Here is a 19,410-nt window from a genome sequence, read left to right as displayed (position 1 = left end):
CGCTAGGACTCCCCCTTCGAGGGGGTCAACCCTCGGTCGCCGCGTTATCAAAGCGTTATGTCTCGGCGGCAGTTGACTCGTGTTCTATGCTCCTCGCCATGCGCGATGACGAGGAAATGGGCCGCATCACCCTGGCCCAGGTGGCTCAGCGGGCCGGCGTCTCCATTTCGACAGTTTCGAAGGTCCTCAACGGGCGGCAGGACGTGGCGGCCCCCACGAGGGTCAAGGTGGAGCGTCTGCTGGAGGCCCACGCATACCGGCGCACCACCCGCTCGGCCCGCGAGGCGCCGCTCATCGAGATCGTGTTCCACGAGCTGGAGAGCATCTGGGCGATGGAGCTGATCCGGGGAGTGCAGAACGTCGCGAAGGCTCACGGCGCCGGCGTCGTCCTCACCGAGAGCGGAACCCGCCACGCGCCCAGCCCCGACTGGATGGAGGCGATGCTCCAGCGTCGGCCGCTCGGTGTCGTGCTGGTCTTCTCCGCCCTGCCCGGCGAGGTGAAACAGCAGCTCAGGGCGCGTTCCATCCCGTTCGTCATCATCGACCCGGCCGGCGACCCTGACCCGGACGTGCCTTCGGTCGGCTCGGCCAACTGGAACGGCGGCCTCGCCGCCACCCGCCATCTCATCGAGTGCGGGCACCGGCGCATCGGCATCATCACCGGACCCGAGGACATGCTCTGCTCCCGCGCCCGGCTCGACGGCTACCGGTCGGCGATGGCCATGGCGGGCCTGGAGGCGGACCCCGAACTCGTCGTGTTCGGCGACTTCCACGTGGAGGGCGGGTACGACCGCGCCGCCGAGATGCTGTCCCGGTCGCGGCGGCCCACCGCGATCTTCGCGGGCAGCGACCTCCAGGCACTCGGCGTACTGGAGGCCGCCCGGGCGCACGGCCTGCGCGTCCCCCATGACCTCTCGGTGGTCGGTTACGACGACGTGTCCATCGCCCGCTGGGCCAGCCCGGCCCTGACCACGGTCCACCAGCCGCTGCGTCAGATGGCGGAGGAGGCCACGCAGATGCTGATGCGGCTGCGGGCCGAGGAACCGGTGTCCACGCGCCTGGAGCTGGCCACGAGCCTGGTCGTGCGCAAGAGCACGGCGCCGCCGCCCGAGGACTGAGCGCCGTGCGCCGCCGCGGCTCGTGGCTTCGGTGCTCCGAACGGTCGCCCGCGGTTCAGCGCCGCAGGGTCAGGACGCCCGGCCGGTAGGGCAGTTGGTCGTAGGGGCCGCCGGCGTTCGGGGACTTGCCCTGGTAGAGGAACTGGAGGTTGCAGGGGTCGATGGTCATGGATTGGTCGGGATTGTTCCGGACCAGGTCACCGTGGCTGATGTCATTGGTCCAGGTGGCGCCGCTGTTGGCCTTGCCCGCGAAGGGGTTGCTCTCACTGCCCGCCTGCGGGGTCCACGTACCGCTCAGGCTGGAGGACGTGAACGAGCGGAAGTAGCGCCCATTGACGCCCATCGCCTCGACGATCATGAGGTACTGGTTCTGTCCCTGCACCTTGTAGACCTGAACCGCCTCGAAGAGGTTGTTCGTCGAGTCGCTCATGATCGTCGTGTACGACGAGCCGAAGTTGCCCGGGAAGTTTCCGATCGGCATGCTCGCCCGGTAGATCTTGTCGTTGTCACCGGCGAAGAACAGGTACATGTTCTGCCCGTCGGCTATCAAGGTCTGGTCGATCGGGCCGGTGCCGGAGCCGGAGATGCTGCCGGTGAACAGCGGCTGCGGCGACGACCAGCCGTTGGGGTCGGCCGGGTCGCTCGACGTGCGGTAGACGAAGGCCGACGCACCCCACTGGTACGCCAGCACCCAGATGTTCTTGGGGGCGAAGTAGAACAGCGTGGGCGCCACCGCGGCCTGACTCATCCCGGTCTGGCGGGCCGACCCCATGTCCGACCAGTTCGTGAAGGGACTGAACATCATCGAACCGTACGAGGATCCCGACGAGTTGGATGCGTAGACCAGGCGCTTGCCGTTGTGCAGCACGCTGGTGAAGTCCTTCAGCGAGACCCACCCGTTCGCGGGCTGCGCCAACGGGCCCGTCGACGTCCACCGGTAGGTCGACGGAAGAGCACACGTGCCGCCCGGGGAGAGGCCGGTCCACTTCTGGCCGCTCCCGCCGTCGCACGTCCGGATCTCCACCGCCGTGCCGTTGGCCGTACCGGAGCCCGTGACGGTCAGGCACAGCCCGGATTCCACACCGATGACCGTGCCGTCGGCGTTCACCCGCCACTGCTGGTTCGCACCGCCCGAGCAGGACCAGATCTGCACCCGGGTACCGGATGTGGTGGCGTGGCCCGGAACATCCAGGCACTTGTTGCCGTACACGGTCAGTTGATGGTCGTCCGTGGACGTCCACTGCTGGTTGGTCCCTGTCCAGCAGTCGTGGATCTGCAGGTATGTGCCGTCGGCCCGGGCGGCACCGGGCACATCGAGACACCGGCCCGACCCGACACCGCGCAAGGTGCCACTCGTGGCCGCCTGGGCCGGGAGGGCGACGAGCATCGCCGCCAACGCGATCAGGGTGGTGACGGCGGCGGTGAACGCCCCGGACAGAGGTCTGCGTCCTGACTTCCCACTGCGCATGGAGACTTCCCTCACCTTGTTCGTGATATCGAACGGAGTTCGAAGCTTCGAGCAGATTGAAGGGCAGTGGGCAAGCGGCGTCAATGCTTCTCACTTGATTCGCAAAGAACGCCGAAACATTCGGTGCTCAGAAACCGACCGCGTCGCGGATCAGCGGGCACGTCATGCAGTGGCCGCCGCCGCGGCCCCGGCCCAGTTCGGCGCCGACGATCGTGATGACCTCGACGCCGGCCCGGCGCAGCAGGGCGTTGGTCTGGGTGTTGCGGTCGTACGTGAAGACCACGCCCGGCTCCAGGGCGACGGCGTTGTTGCCGCTGTCCCACTGCTGGCGCTCCGACGCGTAGGCGTCTCCGCCGGTCTCGATCACCCGCATCGAGGACAGCCCCAGCGCCTTGGTGACCACGTCGACGAACGTGCGGGACCCCTCGTCGGTGATCGAGACGCCGGCGGGGCCTTCGCCGGGACGGAGCGTGAACGCGTGGACGTCGTCCATGATCTTCGGGTAGAGGGTGACGATGTCGCGGTCGGCGAAGGTGAAGACGGTGTCGAGGTGCATCGCGGAGCGCAGTTTTGGCAGGCCGGCGACGACGACCCGTTCGGCCGCGCCGTTGGCGAACAGGGCGGCGGCGACCTGCGTGATGGCCTGGCGGGAGGTGCGCTCGCTCATGCCCATGAGGACGACGCCGTTGCCGACGGGCATGATGTCGCCGCCCTCGAACGTCGCCTGGCCCCAGTCGAGTTCGGGGTCGCCCCACCAGACGGTGGCGCCCGTGAAGTCGGGGTGGAACCGGTAGACCGCCTTCATCAGCAGCGTCTCGTCGTGCCGGGCGGACCAGTAGAGCGGGTTCAGGGTGACGCCGCCGTACAGCCAGCAGGTGGTGTCACGGGTGTAGAGGGTGTTCGGCAGCGGCGGCATCAGGTATTCGCCCACGCCAGTGGACTCGCGGACGAGCGCGACGTAGTCGGAGCGGTACTCGTCCGGCAGGTCCGTGGTGGCGAGGCCGCCGATCAGGTACTCGGCGAGCCGTCGCGGCTCCAGTGTCTCCAGGTAGGCGCGGGTGTCGTCCATCAGGCCGATCCCGACCTGGTTCGCGGTGATCTTCCGCTCCAGGAGCCAGTCCCTGGCGCCGGGGACGCCCAGGGTCTCCGCGAGCAGGTCGTGCAGCTCGACGACCTCGACCCCGCGCCGCCGGAGCTCGGCGACGAAGTCGGCGTGGTCGCGCTGGGCGTTCTCCACCCACATCACGTCGTCGAAGAGCAGGTCGGCGGAGTTGGTCGGGGTCAGGCGGCGGTGCGCGAGTGCGGGCGCGCAGACCAGGACCTTGCGGAGCCTGCCGACCTCGGAATGGACGCCGAATCCCGGACCGGTGGTGCTGATGCTTGTCACGGAGTGCCTTTCCGGAGTTGTCCTGGGCAGAGAGGCCAGGACGCACTACGGCCACTGCCAGTGCAATTTAACGCTTGTATGGAAGGTTGTCCTGATATGCACATCGATGCCGGAGCCATTGAACGCCTCGTCCCCATGTCCGCCGCGATCGACGCGCTGGAGGCCGTCCTCGCCGCCGGTCTCGACCCGGAGGCGGAGCCCGACCGCGGGGTCGTGGACGTGCCCGGTGGTCAGCTGCTCATGATGCCGTCGGCCACGGCGTCGTACGCGGGCGTGAAGGTCGCCACGGTCACGCCGGGCAACGCGGACCGCGGTCTCCCCCGCGTCCAGGGCCTCTACGTCCTCCTGCACGGCGAGACCCACGCGCCGCTGGCCCTCCTGGACGGCATCGCGCTGACGTCGCTGCGCACCCCCGCCGTGTCCGGGGTGGCCGTCGGAAAGCTGGCGGTGCCGGACGCCGGGCGGCTCGTCGTCTTCGGGACCGGACCGCAGGCGTGGGGCCACGTGGAGGCGGTGCGGGCGGTGCGTCCGGGGCTGCGCCACGTCGACGTGGTCGCGCGGAACGCGGGCCGTGTGGCGGACTTCGTCGCGCGCTGCCGCGCCGTCGGCCTCTCGGCGTCCGCGGCGACGGCGGACGCCGTGGCCCACGCCGACGTGGTCTGCTGCTGCACCACGGCACGCGAGCCCCTCTTCGACAGCACCCTGCTGCCCGACCACGCCACGGTCGCCGCCGTCGGCTCCCACGAGCCGGACGCCCGCGAGGTCGACGCCCGTCTCGTGGGCCGCGCCACGGTGGTGGCGGAGTCCCGGGCGGTGGCGGCCCGGGAGTGCGGCGATCTGGTCCTCGCGGCCGCCGACGGCGCCTTCGACCTGGCGCGGCTGCACACGCTGGACGCCCTGGTCCGGGGCGAGGTGAAGGCCGAGGAGGGGCGGCCGCGGCTGTTCAAGTCGGCGGGGATGGCCTGGGAGGACCTGGCCGTGGCGGCCGCCGCGTACAAACGGTGGGCAGCCGCCCGGTGAGCGGGTGAGGGGCAGGGCCTGGGCCCTCAGCCGCTGACCGTCACCGCGTGCCGCAGCACCGCGTCGAACAGGTACCCCTGGGTGTTGTGCACCGTCGTCTCCGGCTGGGTGCGGCCCGCGGAGTCCGTGGCGCGGGAGAGGAGTTCGGCCGGGCCGGTCGTGTCGGGCTTCCACGGGAACGACCAGCGGGTCCAGGAACCCTCCTGCCCACGGTCGTGCAGCCGTGCCGCCCGCCAGGACGCGCCGCCGTCCGTGCTCACCTCGACCCGGGTGATCGCGCCGCCGGCCGACCAGGCGCGGCCCGTGAGGCGGTGCCGGGTGTGCGCGGGCAGGTCCGCGTTCCAGGGGAGCTCGAAGGCCGACTTGATGGTCTGGCGGGTGAGCGGGGCGCTGCCCTCGGGCGGGTAGGCGTCGCCGAACAGGCGGTAGAAGTCCGTGTTCCACGGCGAGTAGAGGGGCTGGGTGGAGACCTCGATGTCGCCCAGCCACTTGATCGAGGAGATGCCCACCCAGGACGGGGCGAGGAGACGCACCGGGTACCCGTGGTCGGGCGGCAGAGGGGCGCCGTTCATCTCATACGCGAGGATGACGTCGTCCAGCGCCTTCGAGATCGGCATGGGGCGGCGCACCCGGCCGTAGCTCGTGCCGTTCGACGTGACGTACTCGTCGTCGAGCCCCCGCGGCATGATGTCCACCGCGCGGCGGGAGAGCCCGGACTTCTGCAGGACGTCGGAGAGACGTACGCCGCGCCAGTGGGCCACGCCGATCGCGCCCGTCGTCCAGGGGGTGCCCGAGCCCGCCCGGCCCTGCTGCGTCGCGAAGAAACTCCTGGCGTTGCCCGCGCACTCGACGAACGCCGTGCGGGTCACCGGCTTGAAGCGCCTGAGGTCCGCGAGGGTGAACTCCCGCGCGCGGCCCGTAAGACCGTCGCCCCAGACGTTCAGCTTCCAGGACGCCGCGTCGAGGCGCGGGGTCGTCGTGTGGTTGCGGACGAAGAAGCGGGCGGCCGGGGTGGTGTAGCCGGTGTCGGCGAACGACTCGAAGCGGGCCTCCGCGTTCGTGCCGTGGACGATGAACCACTCCGGCGGCAGGGGCTTGACGATGCCCGGTCCCGCCGCCGCGGCCCGGGGCGCGGAAAGGGCCACCGGCACCGTCGAGGCCAGGCCCGCGGCAGCGACGAGCCGCAGCATGTCGCGGCGCGCCACCCCTCCCGCGCGGGCCTGTCCCGCCAGCCACTGGTGCAGTCTTCGTCGGTCGTACGTCGCCTCTGACTCCGTTGACTCCGTGTGTCTGCTCATGACCTCACGGTAGGAACCACGGCGGCGGCCCACCGGGGATCGCCTTGATCTTCACAAAGACGCAGTGTGTTTCCGGGGCGGTGTCCTGATCAGGGCGTCGTCGTCGAGACCACGTACACCATAGGGTGCCGCGCGTTCGAGCGGTCCACGACGACGTCCAGGGTGGGCGCCGGGTCCTTCTGCGTGTGGGTGAGGCCGTACCAGGGGCCGGGGCCCGTGAACTCCCAGCCGACGACGTTCTGGTCGCGCTTGCTGATGGTGATGTCGTCGGCCTTGAAGGCGCTCTCGGAGGCGCCGATCTGCTTGAGGAACCGCGTCAGGCCCGCGTTGCTGGTGAGGAACTGGACGTAGAGACGGCTGGTGCGCCAGTTGTTCGTCTCGTAGTAGGCGACCTCTTCCGAGTACGGCTGGACCGGTACGTCGTAAAGGCGCCGCTGCACCCGGGACGGCCAGCCCGCGGTGAGGCCCGTCGCGGAGTACTTGTCCTCCTTGTCGCGGCCGCTGTTGCGGCTCTGGTTCGCGGAGATCACCAAGTAGCCGGCGGGCACGCCGATGAGCAGCACGATGATGATCGCCGTCAGCCAGCGGCGGCGGATCATGTGACTGCGGCCCTCGGTCTTGCGGGCCGGGCCCCCCTCCCCGTCCGGCGGCTCGGGAGCGCCGGGGTGGTCCGGGGACGAGGGCTGGCGTGGCACGGTCATCTACTGGGTTCCCTGGGATGTGCGGTCGTCGGTGCGGCGCGCCTCGGCGTAGCGCTCATAGCGTTCGTAGCGTTCCACGCGGCGCCGGTTGGCGCGGCGGAAGCGGCGGGCGACGAGCCTGGCCAGGTCGGCGGCGCCCACCATGCCGGCCTCGGGGCCGAGCTGGGCGCGGGCGATGCGGGCCTCCGGGCGGTAGCCGCGGCCGGTCAGGTGACGGCGGAAGGCGTCGCGGGCCGGGCCGATCAGGAGGTCGTCGGCGGCGCTGACGCCGCCGCCGATCACGAAGCAGGAGGGGTCGAGGGCGGCGGCGAGGTTGGCGATGCCGACGCCGAGCCACTGACCGATGTCCTGGAGGAGCTCGACGCACATGGCGTCGCCCTCGCGGGCCAGCTCGGTGATGAGGGGGCCCGTGATGTCGGGGACGTTGCCCTTCACGCGCTCGATGATGCCGTACGCGACCGGGGAGTCGGCGGCGGCGAGCTCGCGGGCCTCCCTGACCAGGGCGTTCCCCGAGCTGTACTGCTCCCAGCAGCCACGGTTGCCGCACGGGCAGCGGTGGCCGCCGGGGACGACCTGCATATGGCCGAACTCGCCGGCCACGCCGAACTTGCCGCGCTTGACGGCGCCGTCCTCCAGGATCGCGCCGCCGATGCCGGTGCCGAGGGTGATCATGACGAGGTGGTCCTCGCCGCGGCCCGCGCCGAAGCGCCACTCCGCCCAGGCGGCGGTGTTCGCGTCGTTGTCGACCATGACGGGCACCGCGAGGCGGCCCGAGATGCGGTCCCGCAGGGGTTCGTTGCGCCAGGACAGGTGCGGGGCGAAGAGCACGCGGTTGCGGTCCGCGTCGACCCAGCCCGCCGCGCCGATGCCGACGGCGTGCACGTCGTGGCGGTCGGACAGGTCGAGGACCAGCTCGACGATGGTGTCCTCGACGACCTTCGGACTCTTGGACTTGTCCGGGGTCTCCGTGCGGAGGGTCTCCAGGATGTTGCCGTCCGGGTCGACGACGCCCGCCATCACCTTGGTGCCGCCGATGTCGATGCCGACGGTGTTGACGCGGGGCGCCGTCAGATGCGATCGGCGTTCGCGGGTGCCCACGGTCCGCAGGACGGTGGCTCGTGCGGAGCCGCGGTGCGCTAGGTCGCGGTAGGTGCTCATTGCGGCGATTCTGCCTCACGCTCGCGGGGGCGCGCACACGGGATCTCGCGGGGCGCGTGACGGGGTACGGGGATCGGCCTCCCCAGGGGCGCGGGGAACTGCGCGCTCAGCCCACGAAAAGCCGCAGACGCGTCTGCTGGGTGCCGAGCAGACGCGTCTGCGGCATGGACGTGGTGGTCGCGCAGTTCCCCGTGCCCCTAAAAGCGGGCCCCAGCCGTCAGGCTGGGCCCCGGCCCTCCAGTTCGTGACGGAGGTCGTCCAGTTCCGAGCCGCCCGCCATCTGGCGGGTCAGTTCGTCGAGGGTGATCTCGTCGCGGGTGTAGCTGCCGGACATCGCACCCCGCTTGAGGAGGACGAAGCGGTCGCCGACCAGGTACGCGTGGTGGGGATTGTGCGTGATGAGGACCACGCCGAGGCCCGCGTCCCGCGCCGCGGCCACGTACTTCAGGACGACCCCGGACTGCTTCACGCCGAGCGCCGCGGTCGGCTCGTCCAGGACGAGGACCTTCGCGCCGAAGTAGACGGCGCGGGCGATGGCCACGCACTGCCGCTCGCCGCCCGAGAGCGTACCGATGGGCTGGTCCACGTCGCGCAGGTCGATGCCCATGCGGAGCAGCTCCGCGTGGGTCGTCGCCCGCATGAAGTCGACGTCCATACGGCGGAAGGGACCGACGCCCTTCGTCGGCTCGGAGCCGAGGAAGAAGTTCCGCCAGACCGGCATGAGGGGGACCACGGCGAGGTCCTGGTAGACCGTGGCGATGCCCCGGTCCAGCGCCTCGCGCGGCGTGGCGAACCGCGCCTCCTCGCCCTCGATCGTGAAGGAGCCGGAGTCGTTCCTGTGCAACCCGGCGATGATCTTGATGAGGGTCGACTTGCCCGCGCCGTTGTCGCCGAGCACGCACGAGATCTCCCCCGCGTGCACTTCGAGGGAGACGCCTTCGAGCGCGCGGATGTTGCCGTAGTACTTGCTGACCTCGTCGAGCTCGACGAGCGGCGTGCGCCCGCCCCCGTCCTCGGGGACCGCGTCGGTCTTCGTCATGTCCGTGGTCACTTCGTCGCCTCCGCGCGCTTGCGGACCCAGTGGTTGAGCAGGGTGGCGAGGAGCAGCATCACACCGAGGAAGAACTTGAACCAGTCCGAGTTCCACTCGGCGTACACGATGCCCTTGCTGACCATGCCGAAGATCAGCGCACCGACGGCCGCACCGACCGCGGAGCCGTAGCCACCGGTGATGAGGCAGCCGCCGATGACGGCCGCGACGATGTAGATCAGTTCGTTGCCGACGCCCTCGCCGGACTGCACGGTGTCGTACGAGAACAGCAGGTGCTGGCCGGAGATCCAGGCGCCGAACGCGACGCCCATGTAGAGGCCGATCTTCGTCTTGGCGACCGGGACGCCGACCGCGCGGGCCGCGTCCTCGCCGCCGCCCACCGCGAAGATCCAGTTGCCGACGCGGGTACGCAGCAGGATCCACGTGGCGACCACGATCAGCGCGAGCCACCAGAGGATCGTGACCTTGAAGCCGACGCCGCCGATCGTGATCGTCTCGGCGAAGATCTTCTTGGCGGAGGTGAAGCCCTCCATGTCGGAGATCGACTTGGTGGAGACCGTGCCGCTGATCATCTTGGTGAAGCCGAGGTTCATGCCGGTCAGCATCAGGAACGTGCCGAGCGTGATGATGAAGCTCGGCGGGTCCGTGCGGGTCAGCATGACGCCGTTGAAGACGCCGATGGCGAGGGTGACGAGCAGCGAGACGCCGACGCCGACCCAGACGTTCGCCGTCATCTGGTAGCTGAACATCGACGAGACCAGGGCGGAGGTCGTCACGAGGACGCCCGCCGACAGGTCGAACTCGCCGCCGATCATCAGCAGCGCCACCGGCACCGCCATGATGCCGAGGGTCGAGGCGGCGTAGAGGACCGTCGCGAGGCTGGAGGCCTGGAGGAAGCTGTCCGCGACGAACGAGAAGAAGATGAAGACGGCGATGGCACCGACGACCGAGCCGAGCTCGGGGCGGCCCATCAGTTTCTTCAGCGGCGAGGTCTTGACCAGGCGCTCGTCGGTCTTGTCGCCCGGGGCGGGTGCCGGTGCTGTCGCGGTCATCGGGTCCCTCGCTTCGCGTATTCCTCCAGCTCGGCGGCCTGGTCCTTGGTGATGATCTGCGGTCCTGTGAGGACGGGCCTGCCGCCGCCGAGGACGTCGGCGTTGTACTTGTACAGCCACAGCAGGTCGACGGCCTGGTAGCCCTGGAGGTAGGGCTGCTGGTCGACGGCGAAGCCGAGGTCGCCGGACTTCAGGCCTGCCGCGACCTTCTCGTTCAGGTCGAACGTGTCGACCTCGGCCTTGCTGCCCGCGCTGTCCGCGGCCTTCACCGCGGTGTCCGCGAAGGGCGCGCCGAGCGTGACGACGGCGTCGATGGACTTGTCGGTCTGGAGCCGGGCCTCGATGGAGGACTGCACGTCGGGCATGTTGGTGCCGGTCACGTACAGGTTCTGGATCTTGCCGTCGAAGGTCTTCTTGGCTCCGTCGCAGCGCTGCTCGTGGCCGACGTTCCCCTGCTCGTGCAGGATGCAGAGCGCCTTCTTCTTGCCGCGCTTGTTGAGCTCCTCGCCGACGGCCTCGCCCGCGATCGTCTCGTCCTGCCCGATGTGGGTGAGCGCGCCGAAGTCCTTGGACTCGGCCGAGCCGGAGTTCACGGTGATCACCGGGATGCCGGCCTTCTTGGCGCGGGCCAGGGCGCCCTTCATCGCGTCCGGCTTGGCCAGCGTGACGATGATCCCGTCGACCTTCTTGTCGATGTAGGAGTCCACGAGCTGGGCCTGCTGCTGGGCCTCGTCGTCATGGGCGTAGAGGAAATTGATGTTGTCCTTGCGGGCGGCCTGCTTGGCACCGCTCTGGACGATGTCCCAGAAGGTGTCGCCGTCGCCCGAGTGGGTCACCATGCCGAAGGTCCAGCGCGGCGTGTTCACCGCCGCCTTCCCCTGGGCGGTCGCCGCCTTGCGGGCGTCCTCCGCGCGTTTGCCACCGGTGCTGCTGCATCCGGTGAGTCCCGCGGTGACCCCGAGCACCGCCACCAGCACGGCGCCCACCGTACGTACCCCTGTCTTCACCCTTGCCACGACGCCGTGCCCTTCTTGCTCTGCTGCTCTGTGCGGCCGGTCCGGATCCCCGGCCCCAGCCGCCCAAGTATCGACCACGCGGATCACGTGTGTGTCCATCGGGTGCCGCGAGTGTTCATCGCGTACCGCGTGCGGTGTACTTCTCCAGCTTCGGCACGTCCTTCCCGGTGACGACGGCGGGTCCGGTGAGGACGGGCTTGCCGCCTCCCAGGACGTTGGCGTTGGTCTTGTAGAGCCACAGCTCGTCCACGGAGAGGTAGCCCTGGAGGTAGGGCTGCTGGTCAACGGCGAATCCGACCTCCTTGGCCTTGAGCCTCTTCACGACCTCGGCGTTCAGGTCGAACGTGTCGATCTCGGCCTTGCTGCCCGTATCCTCCTTGGCCTTCACCGAGTACGCGGCGATGGGCGCGCCGAGGGTGACGACCGCGTCGATGTCCTTGGTCGCCTGGAGCTTCGCGCTGATGGAGGACTGGGAGGCGGGCGCGTTGGTCCCCTCGACGTTCAGGTTCTCGACGGAGCCGCCGAAGCTTTTCTTCACCCCTGCGCAGCGCTGTTCGAGCGAGACGTTGCCCTGTTCGTGGATGACGCAGAGCGCCTTCTTCTTGCCGCGCTTGTCGAGCTCGTCGCCGACGGCCTCGCCGGCCACGGACTCGTCCTGCCCGATGTGGCTGAGCGCGCCGAACTTCTCGGAGAACTCGCCGCCGGAGTTGATCGTGACGACCGGGATCCCGGCGGCCTTCGCCTTGCCGAGCACGGACCGCATCGCCTCGGGCTTGGCCAGGGTCACGACGATCCCGTCGACCTTCTTGTCGACGAAGGACTGGACGAGCTCGGCCTGACCCTTGGCCTCTTTGTCGTTGGCGTAGAGGAACTGGACGTTGTCCTTGCGGGCGGCCTGCTTGGCACCGCTGCGGACGATGTCCCAGAAGGTGTCGCCCTCGCCCGAGTGCGTGACCATCGCGATCTTGAGCCGGGGCGTGTTCACGCCCGTACCGCCCCTGCCCCCACTCCCGCCGTCCCCGGACTTGTCCTCGTCGTCCTTGCCGCCGGAGCCGCTGCATCCGGCGGCGAGCGCGATCACCGCCAGACAGGCGACAACGCCGTTCGCCGTGCGGGACGTACGCATGGCTGTGCGGGATGTACGCATGCTGGACCACCCCTCGTCTCGCGGCCGCCTCGGTGCGGCTGGGGGAGTTCTAGCGGGGGGCGCGCCGCACCGTCAATAAGTTTGTCAGAACATTCTGACGCCAGGCGCGTGCGTACGAGGGTCGCTTACGGCCGTACGAGGAGCTGGAACTCGAAGGAGTACCGCGAGGCGCGATAGACGTGCGACCCGAACTCGACGGCGCGTCCCGTGTCGTCGAAGGTGGTGCGCCGCATGGTGAGCAGCGGGGCGCCCGCCGGCTCGGCGAGCAGCTCCGCCTCCTCGGCGGTGGCGGCGCGGGCGCCGACGGACTGGCGGGCGCTGTGCAGGGTGAGGCCCGCCGCGCGCATCAGCCGGTACAGCCCGGTGGCCTCCAGGCGCGCCGGGTCGAGGTCGAGGAGGCCGGTGGGCAGGTGGTTGCGCAGGTGGGCCATGGGCTCGCCGTGCGCGAGGCGGAGCCGCTCGACGAGGTGCACCTCGTCTCCCTCGGCGACCCCGAGCGCCGCCGCGACCTCGGCCGTGGCGGGCTCCAGGGCGGTGCGCAGGACACGGGTCTCGGGGCGCTGCCCCGCGGCCTCCAGGTCGTCGTAGAGACTGCTGAGCTCCAGGGGCCGTTTGACCTGGCTGTGCACGACCTGGGTGCCGACGCCCCGCCGCCGCACGAGCAGTCCCTTGTCGACGAGTGACTGGATGGCCTGCCGGACCGTGGGCCGCGAGAGCCCGAGCCGGCCGGCGAGCTCGATCTCGTTGCCGAGGAGGCTGCCCGGCGTCAGGGCGCCGCGCTCGATCGCCGCTTCCAGCTGCTGGGCCAGCTGGAAGTAGAGCGGGACGGGACTGCTGCGGTCGACGCCGAGCCGGAGGTCCACGGTGGGGTCCTGGACCGGCTTGTCCTGAGCTGCTTTGGCGACTGGTTTGGACACGTGGCGAGCGTAGTCCCAGGAGATGATGACGGGAAGTTCTGAAGTTCTGTTGTCCGGACAAACCGCCCCTCGACTCACCCCTCGACTCACCCCTTCGACTCGCCCGTCGGCTCGCGTGCGGGGCCCGGTCAGGCCTTGCGGGCCACCGCCCCGTACATCGCGATCGCGCTGTCGTCGATGCCGCTCTGCTCGGGACCCGGCCGCCACTTGTGGACCTGGGTGACGCCCGGGTCCACCAGCTCCATGCCGTCGAAGAAGGACGAGGTCGTCGACAGGTCGCGCAGCGCCATCGGCATGCCCTGCGAGGCGTACTCCTCGGCCACCCGGCCCACCTCGGCGGGGGCGAAGTCCGCGGTACCGATGGTCATGGCGAGGAAGCTGCCCGATGGCAGCGGTTCCAGGAGGCGCTGGACCAGGCGGCGGTCGTCCGGGGGCAGGATGAAGTGCAGGATGCCGATGACCATCAGGCCGACCGGCTCCTTCAGGTCGATCAGCTCGCGGAACTCCGCGCTGCCCAGGATGGCGTCCGGGTCGTGCATGTCCGCGTCGATGTAGGCCGTCGCGCCCTCGGGAGCGCTCTGGAGGAGGGCGCGGGCGTGGGCCAGGACGATGGGGTCGTTGTCGACGTAGACCACGTGCGACTCCGGCGCCACCTCCTGCGCCACCTCGTGGAGGTTGGGCGCGGTGGGCAACCCGGTGCCTATGTCGAGGAATTGACGGATGCCCTGCTCCTCGGCCAGGTAGCGCCCAGCGCGGTGCATGAACCGGCGGTTCTCCAGCATGTGCACGGGCAGCGCGGGCCAGTGCTCGCACATCGTGTCGCCCGCCGCGGCATCCACGGGGTAGTGGTCCTTGCCGCCCAGGATGTAGTCGTACACCCGCGCCGAATGCGCCGTCGACGTGTCGATCCGATCGCCCGCGCCGTGCATGGGCCGCTCCAATTCTCTGTGTGCTCACCGGACTTCGGTGGCCGCGCCGAACCCGCGCCACCACGCGATGGTGTCACGCCATCACCCCGGTACGGGACATCACCCCGGCAAGGGCCAGCGCCCTCTCACGGAGCAGCGCCCTCTCTTAAGTTCTGTTGTCAGGACAAAGGATTGACAGGACCGTTCGGCGTCGCGAGGGTGGGTGCATGCGCATCGGACTGATCGGAACGGGCCGCATCGGCTCCTTCCACGCGGCCGCCCTCAGCCAGCACCCCGACGTGACGTCCCTGGTGATCGCCGACGCCGACACCGCGCGGGCCACCGCCCTCGCGGCGCGGACCGGGGCGACGGCGGTGTCGTCGGCGGACGACGTCTTCGCCGCGGGGGTGGACGCCGTGGTGATCACGGCGGCGACCTCCGCCCACGCGGAGCTCATCGGCAGAGCCGCGCGCGCGGGCCTCCCCGTGTTCTGCGAGAAGCCCATCGCCCTCGACCTGCCGGGCACGCTCGCCGCCCTCGCCGAGGTCGAGGCCGCGGGGACGGTGCTGCAGCTCGGCTTCCAGCGGCGCTTCGACGCGGGGTACACGGCGGCACGCGAGGCGGTGCGCGCGGGCCGGCTCGGGCGGCTGCACACCGTGCGGGCGATCACCTCGGACCCGGCGCCGCCCCCGGCCGCGTACCTGCCGCTCTCCGGTGGGCTGTACCGCGACTGCCTCGTCCACGACTTCGACATCCTGCGGTGGGTGACGGGGCGCGAGGTCACGGTGGTGTACGCCACGGGGTCCGACGCGGGACCCGCGATGTTCCGCGACGCGGGCGACGTCGACACGGCGGCCGCGGTGCTCACCCTCGACGACGGCACGCTCGCCACGGCCACCGCGACGCGCTGCAACGGCGCGGGGTACGACGTCCGCATGGAACTGGCCGGTGAGCGCGACCAGTTGGCGGTCGGCATGGACGAGCGCACACCGCTCACCTCCGCGGAACCGACGGGCCCGCCCGCTCCGGTCAAGCCCTGGCCCGGCTTCCTGGAGCGCTTCGCCCCCGCCTACGAGGCGGAGCTCGCCGCCTTCGTCGAGGTGGTCCGCGGCGCACGGGCGAACCCCTGCGACGGCCGCGAGGCGCTGCACGCGCTGCGGATCGCGGAGGCGTGCGAGCTCTCGCGGCGGGAGCGGCGGCCGGTGCGGATGGCGGAGATCCCCGTGGAGACCTCCGCCGACTGAGACCTCAGGCCGTGGAGAGCACCGTGCCCTGCGCGATCGCGCACAGCGTCTCCGTGCCCTCCTCGCCCACCGCGACCAGCTCGCAGCGCACCGTCGCCTGACGTCGGCCCGAGTGCACCACGACGGCGTGCGCGACGAGGAGCGCGCCGGTCGCCGGACGTACGTACTGGATCGAGAACCCGGATGTCAGAACGGCCGGGCCGAGCGTCGTGCCCGCGGCGAACGTGATGCTGTTGTCCGCCGCGTACGCCAGGACGCCGCCGTGCAGGAAGCCGTTCTGCTGCCGGAGCTCGTCGCGGATTCCGATCTCCAGCGTGGCCGCGCCCTCACCGAACCGCGTGATGCGTGCCCGCACGAGACGGCTGAACGGCTGGGCCTCCAGGACCTTCTGGGCCATGGCGAGATCGAGGGGATCGGGTACCGGCTGCGCGGTCGAGGGCTCGGTCATGACCGACTACTACCACCGGACGGGAAGCCGCCGCATCCCCCTGATCAGAGTCCCGGGCAGCCACTCACCCGGCGGGCCGTCCGGCGCGAGTCCGGGGCAGCGCTCCAGGAGCGAGCCGAGCGCGATCTTCGCCTCGACCCGGGCGAGCGGGGCACCCAGGCAGTGGTGGAGACCGTGCCCGAAGGCCATGTGGCCCTGCGGGGCGCGGCGTATGTCGAAGTCGTCGGGCTCGGGGAAGCGGGCGGAGTCCCGGTTGGCCGCGGCGAGGCCGATCCGGACGATCGCGCCCGTCGGTATCACCACGCCGCCGAGCTCGGTGGGCTCGGTCGCGAAGCGGTACGTCGCACTCTCCAGCGGGCCCTCGTAGCGCAGGGCCTCCTCGATCGCGCCGTCGAGGAGGGACATGTCGGCGCGCAGCGCGGCCAGTTGTTCGGGGTGGGTGAACAGGGCGTGCACGGCGTTGCCGATCAGGTTGACCGTCGTCTCGTGTCCGGCTATCAGCAGCAGGAAGGCCATGCCGCGCAGCTCGGAGGTGGAGAGGCGGTCACCGCCCGCGTCGTCCGTGGTGCGGATCAGCGCGCTCAGCAGGTCTTCGCCCTGCCCCGAACGCCGTTTGTCCTCGACCAGTTCGGCGAGGAACGCGGCGAGTTCCTCGAAGGCGGCGCGCTCCGCCTCCTGGTCCGGCGACGCCACAACGCCGTTCGACATGCGGCGGAACGCCGCACGGTCGATGTCGGGGACGCCGAGCAGCTCGCAGATCACGGTGATCGGCAGGTGGAAGGCGAGCGCGTCGAACAGGTCGGCACGCCGGGTCGCGGCCGACTCGCCGTGCACGAGCATCTCGTCGAGGAGGTCGTCGGTGATGCTCTGGATCCGGGGCCGCATGCCTTCGACGCGGCGTGCGGTGAACTCACGGGTGATAAGGGCACGCAGACGGGTGTGCTGGGGCGGGTCGGCTATCAGCAGGTGGGTGCCGATCAGCTCCTCCTCGTGGAAGGCGAAACCCGCGGCCGCGGCGGACTTGGCGAAGCGCGGGTCGCGGAGGGCGGTCCTGCACTCCTCGTACCCCACCACCAGGTACGTGTCGTCCATGTCCTCGGGAGGTGGCAGGCGGACGCGGTGGACGGGGCCCAGGGCGCGGAGTTCCGCGTAAACGGAGTGCGGGTCTTCTCTGAACCGCGTGCCGTACCTGTCCAGGTCGATGCTCTCCGCCATGTGGGTCCCCTCCCAGGTGCTCATGTGGCCAACGTGCCGAACGCGGCGCCCTGTTCCCGCCCCGCGCCCCGTTCATCCGTCCGCGGTCAGCCGTGCCGTTCAGCCGTCCCGTCCGGTCGCCCCGCTCAGCCGTCCTCGTCCAGCAGTCCCGCGTCGTGCGCCAACAGCGCGATCTGCACACGGTTGTTGAGGTCCAGCTTCGTCAGGATCCGCGACACGTGGGCCTTGACCGTGGCGACGCTCAGGAAGAGCTGGGCCGCGATGTCCGCGTTCGACCCGCCGCGGCCGACCGCGACGGCCACCGCGCGCTCCCGCTCCCCCAGCGCCGCGAGCCGGTCCAACGCCCGGCGTCTGCGGTCGAGCTGGGGGTCGACGCCGGTGACCTGCGTGATCAGTTGCTGGGTCACCGCCGGCGAGAGCACGGGCTCGCCGGCGGCCACCGCGCGTACCGCCGCGACGATCTCGGCCGGCGCCGTGTCCTTGAGGACGAACCCGGCCGCGCCCGCGCGCAGGGCGCGCAGCACCTGTTCGTCGGCGTGGAACGTGGTGAGGACGATGACCTCGGGGGCGCCGGGACGTCTGCGCAGCGCCTCGGTGGCCGCGAGGCCGTCCATCGTGGGCATGCGGATGTCCATCAGGACGACGTCGGGCCGGAGTTCGCCGACCAGCGGCGCGACCTCGGTACCGTCGCCCGCCTCACCGACGATCTGGATGTCGTCCGCGCCGCCGAGCATGAAGGAGAGCCCGGCCCGCACGAGCGGATCGTCGTCGACGATGAGCAGCTTGATCGGTTTCATGACGCCCACGGTAGCCAGGCCTCCAGGTGGAATCCGCCGTCGGTCCCGGCCTCGTGACCGAGCCTGCCGCCCGCGAGCGAGGCCCGCTCGGCGAGCCCGATCAGGCCCTGGCCCGAGCCGGGCACCGCGGGCACGGGGCCGGGAGGCGCAGGGTTGCGGACGGACAGGGTCAGGCCCTCGCCGGGCGCGCCCGTGACGGTGACGGTCACTTCGGCGCCGGGGGCGTGTTTGCGGGCGTTGGTCAGGCCTTCCTGGGCGATGCGGTAGGCGGTGCGGCCGAGGGCCGTGGGCACGGAGTCGGGGTCGGCGACGCGGTTGTGGAGGACGACCTTCATGTCCGCGTCGCGGGACTCGGCGATCAGGGTGTCGAGGGCGGCGAGGGTGGGCTGCGGGCGGCCGGAGGCGTCCGTCTCGCCGCCGCGCAGGACGCCGATCACCTGGCGCAGGTCCTGAAGCGCCTCGTGGGAGCTCTCCCGGATGACACCCGCCGCCCTGGCGATCTCCTCGCGGGGCGCGTCCGGGCGGAACTCCAGGGCGCCGGCGTGAACGCTGAGCAGGGTGAGCCGGTGGGCGAGGACGTCGTGCATCTCGCGCGCGATGTCCTCGCGGGCGAGCCGCTGGGCCTGTTCGGCGCGGAGCGCGGCCTCGTTCTCGGCGCGGACGGCGCGGTCGCGCAGGCTGAGCAGGAGCTCGCGGCGGGAGCGTACGAACATGCCCCAGCCGATGACCGAGATGGTCAGCAGCACGGCGAAGGCAATGGTGATGCCGTACGACATGGTGGAGTCCGGGCGCAGCCGGTAGGCGAGGGGGACCACGGCGACCGAGGCGCCGCCGATCCAGGCGACGTACCGGAACGGCCGGTGCACGGCGAGGGTGAAGAGGGCGACCGCCGCGGCGCCGCCCGCCGTGTCGGAGGCCACCGAGACCGGCACCATCGCGAGGGCGAGACCGACGGGCCACCGTCTGCGCAGCCAGACCGCGGCGCAGGCGACGGCGCCGAGCACCTGGTCGAACTCCGCGTGGCCCGGGGAGATGTGCGGGTTGTCGGTGACCGCGTCGGCGCCGAGCATCCCGATGACGACGGCGGCGAAGAAGCACGCGAAGTCGGCGATCCAGTCGCGGACGGTGCGCCGCGACTTGCGTCCGGCACGGCTCGGGTCGAATTCCCGGGCGATGGCGGAGGGCAGGGTCCAGGGTCTCCTGGCCAGGGGGCCGGGCAGGTGGTTGGGCAGGCGGCTGGGCAGGGGCTCCGCCCCGGGGCCCGGCCCGATGCCTGCCCCGGCGCCCGGCTCGGCGCCCGGTCCGGATGCCCGCTCGCACCCGGCCGATCGATGCCTCTCATGGGAACGCCCGTGCTCGGGTGTCCGCTCGCGCTCGGGGGACCGCTCGGGATCAGTGCCGCTCATGGTCGATAAATCTACGCACCGCGGGCGGCCGTGCACGGTCCTCACGCGTGATCGTCTAC

The 19,410-nt window shown here is 70.8% G+C and carries 18 protein-coding genes; 3 read left to right on the top strand and 15 right to left on the bottom strand.

The annotated features are described in order from the left end of the window. The first annotated feature begins 86 nt into the window (after nucleotides 1–86). Nucleotides 87–1,118: a LacI family DNA-binding transcriptional regulator gene (locus tag AC07DO_RS17885; RefSeq protein ID WP_479060614.1), complete on the top strand. Its 1,032-nt coding sequence runs from the start codon at nucleotides 87–89 to the stop codon at nucleotides 1,116–1,118. A 55-nt stretch (nucleotides 1,119–1,173) separates the two neighbouring features. Here AC07DO_RS17885 and AC07DO_RS17880 read toward each other — a convergent pair whose 3' ends face one another. Together AC07DO_RS17880 and AC07DO_RS17875 are read right to left on the bottom strand one after the other, a co-directional pair. Beyond that, the gene (locus AC07DO_RS17880) at nucleotides 1,174–2,586 is read right to left on the bottom strand and encodes a non-reducing end alpha-L-arabinofuranosidase family hydrolase (RefSeq protein WP_479060612.1); all 1,413 of its coding nucleotides are present in this window, start codon (nucleotides 2,584–2,586) and stop codon (nucleotides 1,174–1,176) included. A gap of 127 nt (nucleotides 2,587–2,713) precedes the next feature. Continuing rightward, entirely contained in the window at nucleotides 2,714–3,964 is a 1,251-nt protein-coding gene (locus tag AC07DO_RS17875; protein WP_479060744.1) for an arginine deiminase, read from the bottom strand. A gap of 105 nt (nucleotides 3,965–4,069) precedes the next feature. On the opposite strand from AC07DO_RS17875, the gene AC07DO_RS17870 reads away from it, so the two are divergent. Beyond that, nucleotides 4,070–4,993 carry an ornithine cyclodeaminase family protein gene (locus tag AC07DO_RS17870; protein ID WP_479060611.1) on the top strand — a complete coding sequence of 308 codons (924 nt, stop codon included), beginning with the start codon at nucleotides 4,070–4,072 and terminating at the stop codon, nucleotides 4,991–4,993. A gap of 26 nt (nucleotides 4,994–5,019) precedes the next feature. On the opposite strand, the gene AC07DO_RS17865 is transcribed toward AC07DO_RS17870, so the two are convergent. From AC07DO_RS17865 to AC07DO_RS17825, 9 genes are all read right to left on the bottom strand, one after another. Next, on the bottom strand, nucleotides 5,020–6,291 hold the full coding sequence (locus tag AC07DO_RS17865) for a sulfite oxidase (protein ID WP_479060609.1): 1,272 nt from the start codon (nucleotides 6,289–6,291) through the stop codon (nucleotides 5,020–5,022). An 89-nt stretch (nucleotides 6,292–6,380) separates the two neighbouring features. After that, nucleotides 6,381–6,992: a sugar kinase gene (locus AC07DO_RS17860; RefSeq protein ID WP_479060607.1), complete on the bottom strand. Its 612-nt coding sequence runs from the start codon at nucleotides 6,990–6,992 to the stop codon at nucleotides 6,381–6,383. Beyond that, the gene (locus AC07DO_RS17855; RefSeq protein ID WP_150173868.1) at nucleotides 6,993–8,150 is read right to left on the bottom strand and encodes an ROK family glucokinase; all 1,158 of its coding nucleotides are present in this window, start codon (nucleotides 8,148–8,150) and stop codon (nucleotides 6,993–6,995) included. It lies immediately after the preceding gene. A gap of 217 nt (nucleotides 8,151–8,367) precedes the next feature. Beyond that, nucleotides 8,368–9,189 carry an ATP-binding cassette domain-containing protein gene (locus tag AC07DO_RS17850; RefSeq protein ID WP_479060606.1) on the bottom strand — a complete coding sequence of 274 codons (822 nt, stop codon included), beginning with the start codon at nucleotides 9,187–9,189 and terminating at the stop codon, nucleotides 8,368–8,370. A gap of 8 nt (nucleotides 9,190–9,197) precedes the next feature. After that, nucleotides 9,198–10,253 (bottom strand): ABC transporter permease, encoded by a 1,056-nt coding sequence (locus AC07DO_RS17845; protein WP_479060604.1) that lies wholly within the window; start codon nucleotides 10,251–10,253, stop codon nucleotides 9,198–9,200. Further along, entirely contained in the window at nucleotides 10,250–11,269 is a 1,020-nt protein-coding gene (locus AC07DO_RS17840; protein ID WP_399539846.1) for a sugar ABC transporter substrate-binding protein, read from the bottom strand. The genes AC07DO_RS17845 and AC07DO_RS17840 overlap by 4 nt, the downstream gene beginning before the upstream one ends. Nucleotides 11,270–11,384: 115 nt before the next feature. Next, nucleotides 11,385–12,395, bottom strand: a complete 1,011-nt coding sequence (locus tag AC07DO_RS17835) for a sugar ABC transporter substrate-binding protein (RefSeq protein WP_479060743.1) — start codon at nucleotides 12,393–12,395, stop codon at nucleotides 11,385–11,387. 146 nt (nucleotides 12,396–12,541) lie between these two features. Further along, entirely contained in the window at nucleotides 12,542–13,279 is a 738-nt protein-coding gene (locus AC07DO_RS17830; RefSeq protein WP_479060741.1) for a GntR family transcriptional regulator, read from the bottom strand. Between the two features lie 182 nt (nucleotides 13,280–13,461). Next, nucleotides 13,462–14,262, bottom strand: a complete 801-nt coding sequence (locus AC07DO_RS17825; RefSeq protein ID WP_479060602.1) for an SAM-dependent methyltransferase — start codon at nucleotides 14,260–14,262, stop codon at nucleotides 13,462–13,464. Nucleotides 14,263–14,468: 206 nt separating this feature from the next. Between AC07DO_RS17825 and AC07DO_RS17820 the strand changes: the two genes are divergently transcribed. After that, nucleotides 14,469–15,485 (top strand): Gfo/Idh/MocA family protein, encoded by a 1,017-nt coding sequence (locus AC07DO_RS17820; protein ID WP_479060601.1) that lies wholly within the window; start codon nucleotides 14,469–14,471, stop codon nucleotides 15,483–15,485. Nucleotides 15,486–15,489: 4 nt separating this feature from the next. On the opposite strand, the gene AC07DO_RS17815 is transcribed toward AC07DO_RS17820, so the two are convergent. The 4 genes from AC07DO_RS17815 to AC07DO_RS17800 form a co-directional block, all read right to left on the bottom strand. Continuing rightward, nucleotides 15,490–15,933: a PaaI family thioesterase gene (locus AC07DO_RS17815; RefSeq protein WP_479060599.1), complete on the bottom strand. Its 444-nt coding sequence runs from the start codon at nucleotides 15,931–15,933 to the stop codon at nucleotides 15,490–15,492. A 9-nt stretch (nucleotides 15,934–15,942) separates the two neighbouring features. After that, nucleotides 15,943–17,148, bottom strand: a complete 1,206-nt coding sequence (locus AC07DO_RS17810; protein WP_479060740.1) for a cytochrome P450 family protein — start codon at nucleotides 17,146–17,148, stop codon at nucleotides 15,943–15,945. 125 nt (nucleotides 17,149–17,273) lie between these two features. Beyond that, nucleotides 17,274–17,945: a response regulator transcription factor gene (locus AC07DO_RS17805; RefSeq protein ID WP_479060597.1), complete on the bottom strand. Its 672-nt coding sequence runs from the start codon at nucleotides 17,943–17,945 to the stop codon at nucleotides 17,274–17,276. Continuing rightward, nucleotides 17,942–19,351: a sensor histidine kinase gene (locus AC07DO_RS17800; protein WP_479060594.1), complete on the bottom strand. Its 1,410-nt coding sequence runs from the start codon at nucleotides 19,349–19,351 to the stop codon at nucleotides 17,942–17,944. The genes AC07DO_RS17805 and AC07DO_RS17800 overlap by 4 nt, the downstream gene beginning before the upstream one ends. Nucleotides 19,352–19,410 lie beyond the last annotated feature (59 nt).

The organism is Streptomyces sp. NPDC045678, assembly GCF_056432085.1.
This window is presented reverse-complemented; position numbering and strand designations above follow the sequence as displayed.

Bases quoted from the DNA above. Each gene is read 5' to 3' on its own strand.
- AC07DO_RS17885 (WP_479060614.1), top strand. From the start codon at position 87: ATGCTCCTCGCCATGCGCGATGACGAGGAAATGGGCCGCATCACCCTG.
- AC07DO_RS17880 (WP_479060612.1), bottom strand. From the start codon at position 2,586: ATGCGCAGTGGGAAGTCAGGACGCAGACCTCTGTCCGGGGCGTTCACC.
- AC07DO_RS17870 (WP_479060611.1), top strand. From the start codon at position 4,070: ATGCACATCGATGCCGGAGCCATTGAACGCCTCGTCCCCATGTCCGCC.
- AC07DO_RS17865 (WP_479060609.1), bottom strand. From the start codon at position 6,291: ATGAGCAGACACACGGAGTCAACGGAGTCAGAGGCGACGTACGACCGA.
- AC07DO_RS17860 (WP_479060607.1), bottom strand. From the start codon at position 6,992: ATGACCGTGCCACGCCAGCCCTCGTCCCCGGACCACCCCGGCGCTCCC.
- AC07DO_RS17855 (WP_150173868.1), bottom strand. From the start codon at position 8,150: ATGAGCACCTACCGCGACCTAGCGCACCGCGGCTCCGCACGAGCCACC.
- AC07DO_RS17850 (WP_479060606.1), bottom strand. From the start codon at position 9,189: ATGACGAAGACCGACGCGGTCCCCGAGGACGGGGGCGGGCGCACGCCG.
- AC07DO_RS17845 (WP_479060604.1), bottom strand. From the start codon at position 10,253: ATGACCGCGACAGCACCGGCACCCGCCCCGGGCGACAAGACCGACGAG.
- AC07DO_RS17835 (WP_479060743.1), bottom strand. From the start codon at position 12,395: ATGCGTACGTCCCGCACGGCGAACGGCGTTGTCGCCTGTCTGGCGGTG.
- AC07DO_RS17825 (WP_479060602.1), bottom strand. From the start codon at position 14,262: ATGCACGGCGCGGGCGATCGGATCGACACGTCGACGGCGCATTCGGCG.
- AC07DO_RS17820 (WP_479060601.1), top strand. From the start codon at position 14,469: ATGCGCATCGGACTGATCGGAACGGGCCGCATCGGCTCCTTCCACGCG.
- AC07DO_RS17815 (WP_479060599.1), bottom strand. From the start codon at position 15,933: ATGACCGAGCCCTCGACCGCGCAGCCGGTACCCGATCCCCTCGATCTC.
- AC07DO_RS17810 (WP_479060740.1), bottom strand. From the start codon at position 17,148: ATGGCGGAGAGCATCGACCTGGACAGGTACGGCACGCGGTTCAGAGAA.
- AC07DO_RS17805 (WP_479060597.1), bottom strand. From the start codon at position 17,945: ATGAAACCGATCAAGCTGCTCATCGTCGACGACGATCCGCTCGTGCGG.
- AC07DO_RS17800 (WP_479060594.1), bottom strand. From the start codon at position 19,351: ATGAGCGGCACTGATCCCGAGCGGTCCCCCGAGCGCGAGCGGACACCC.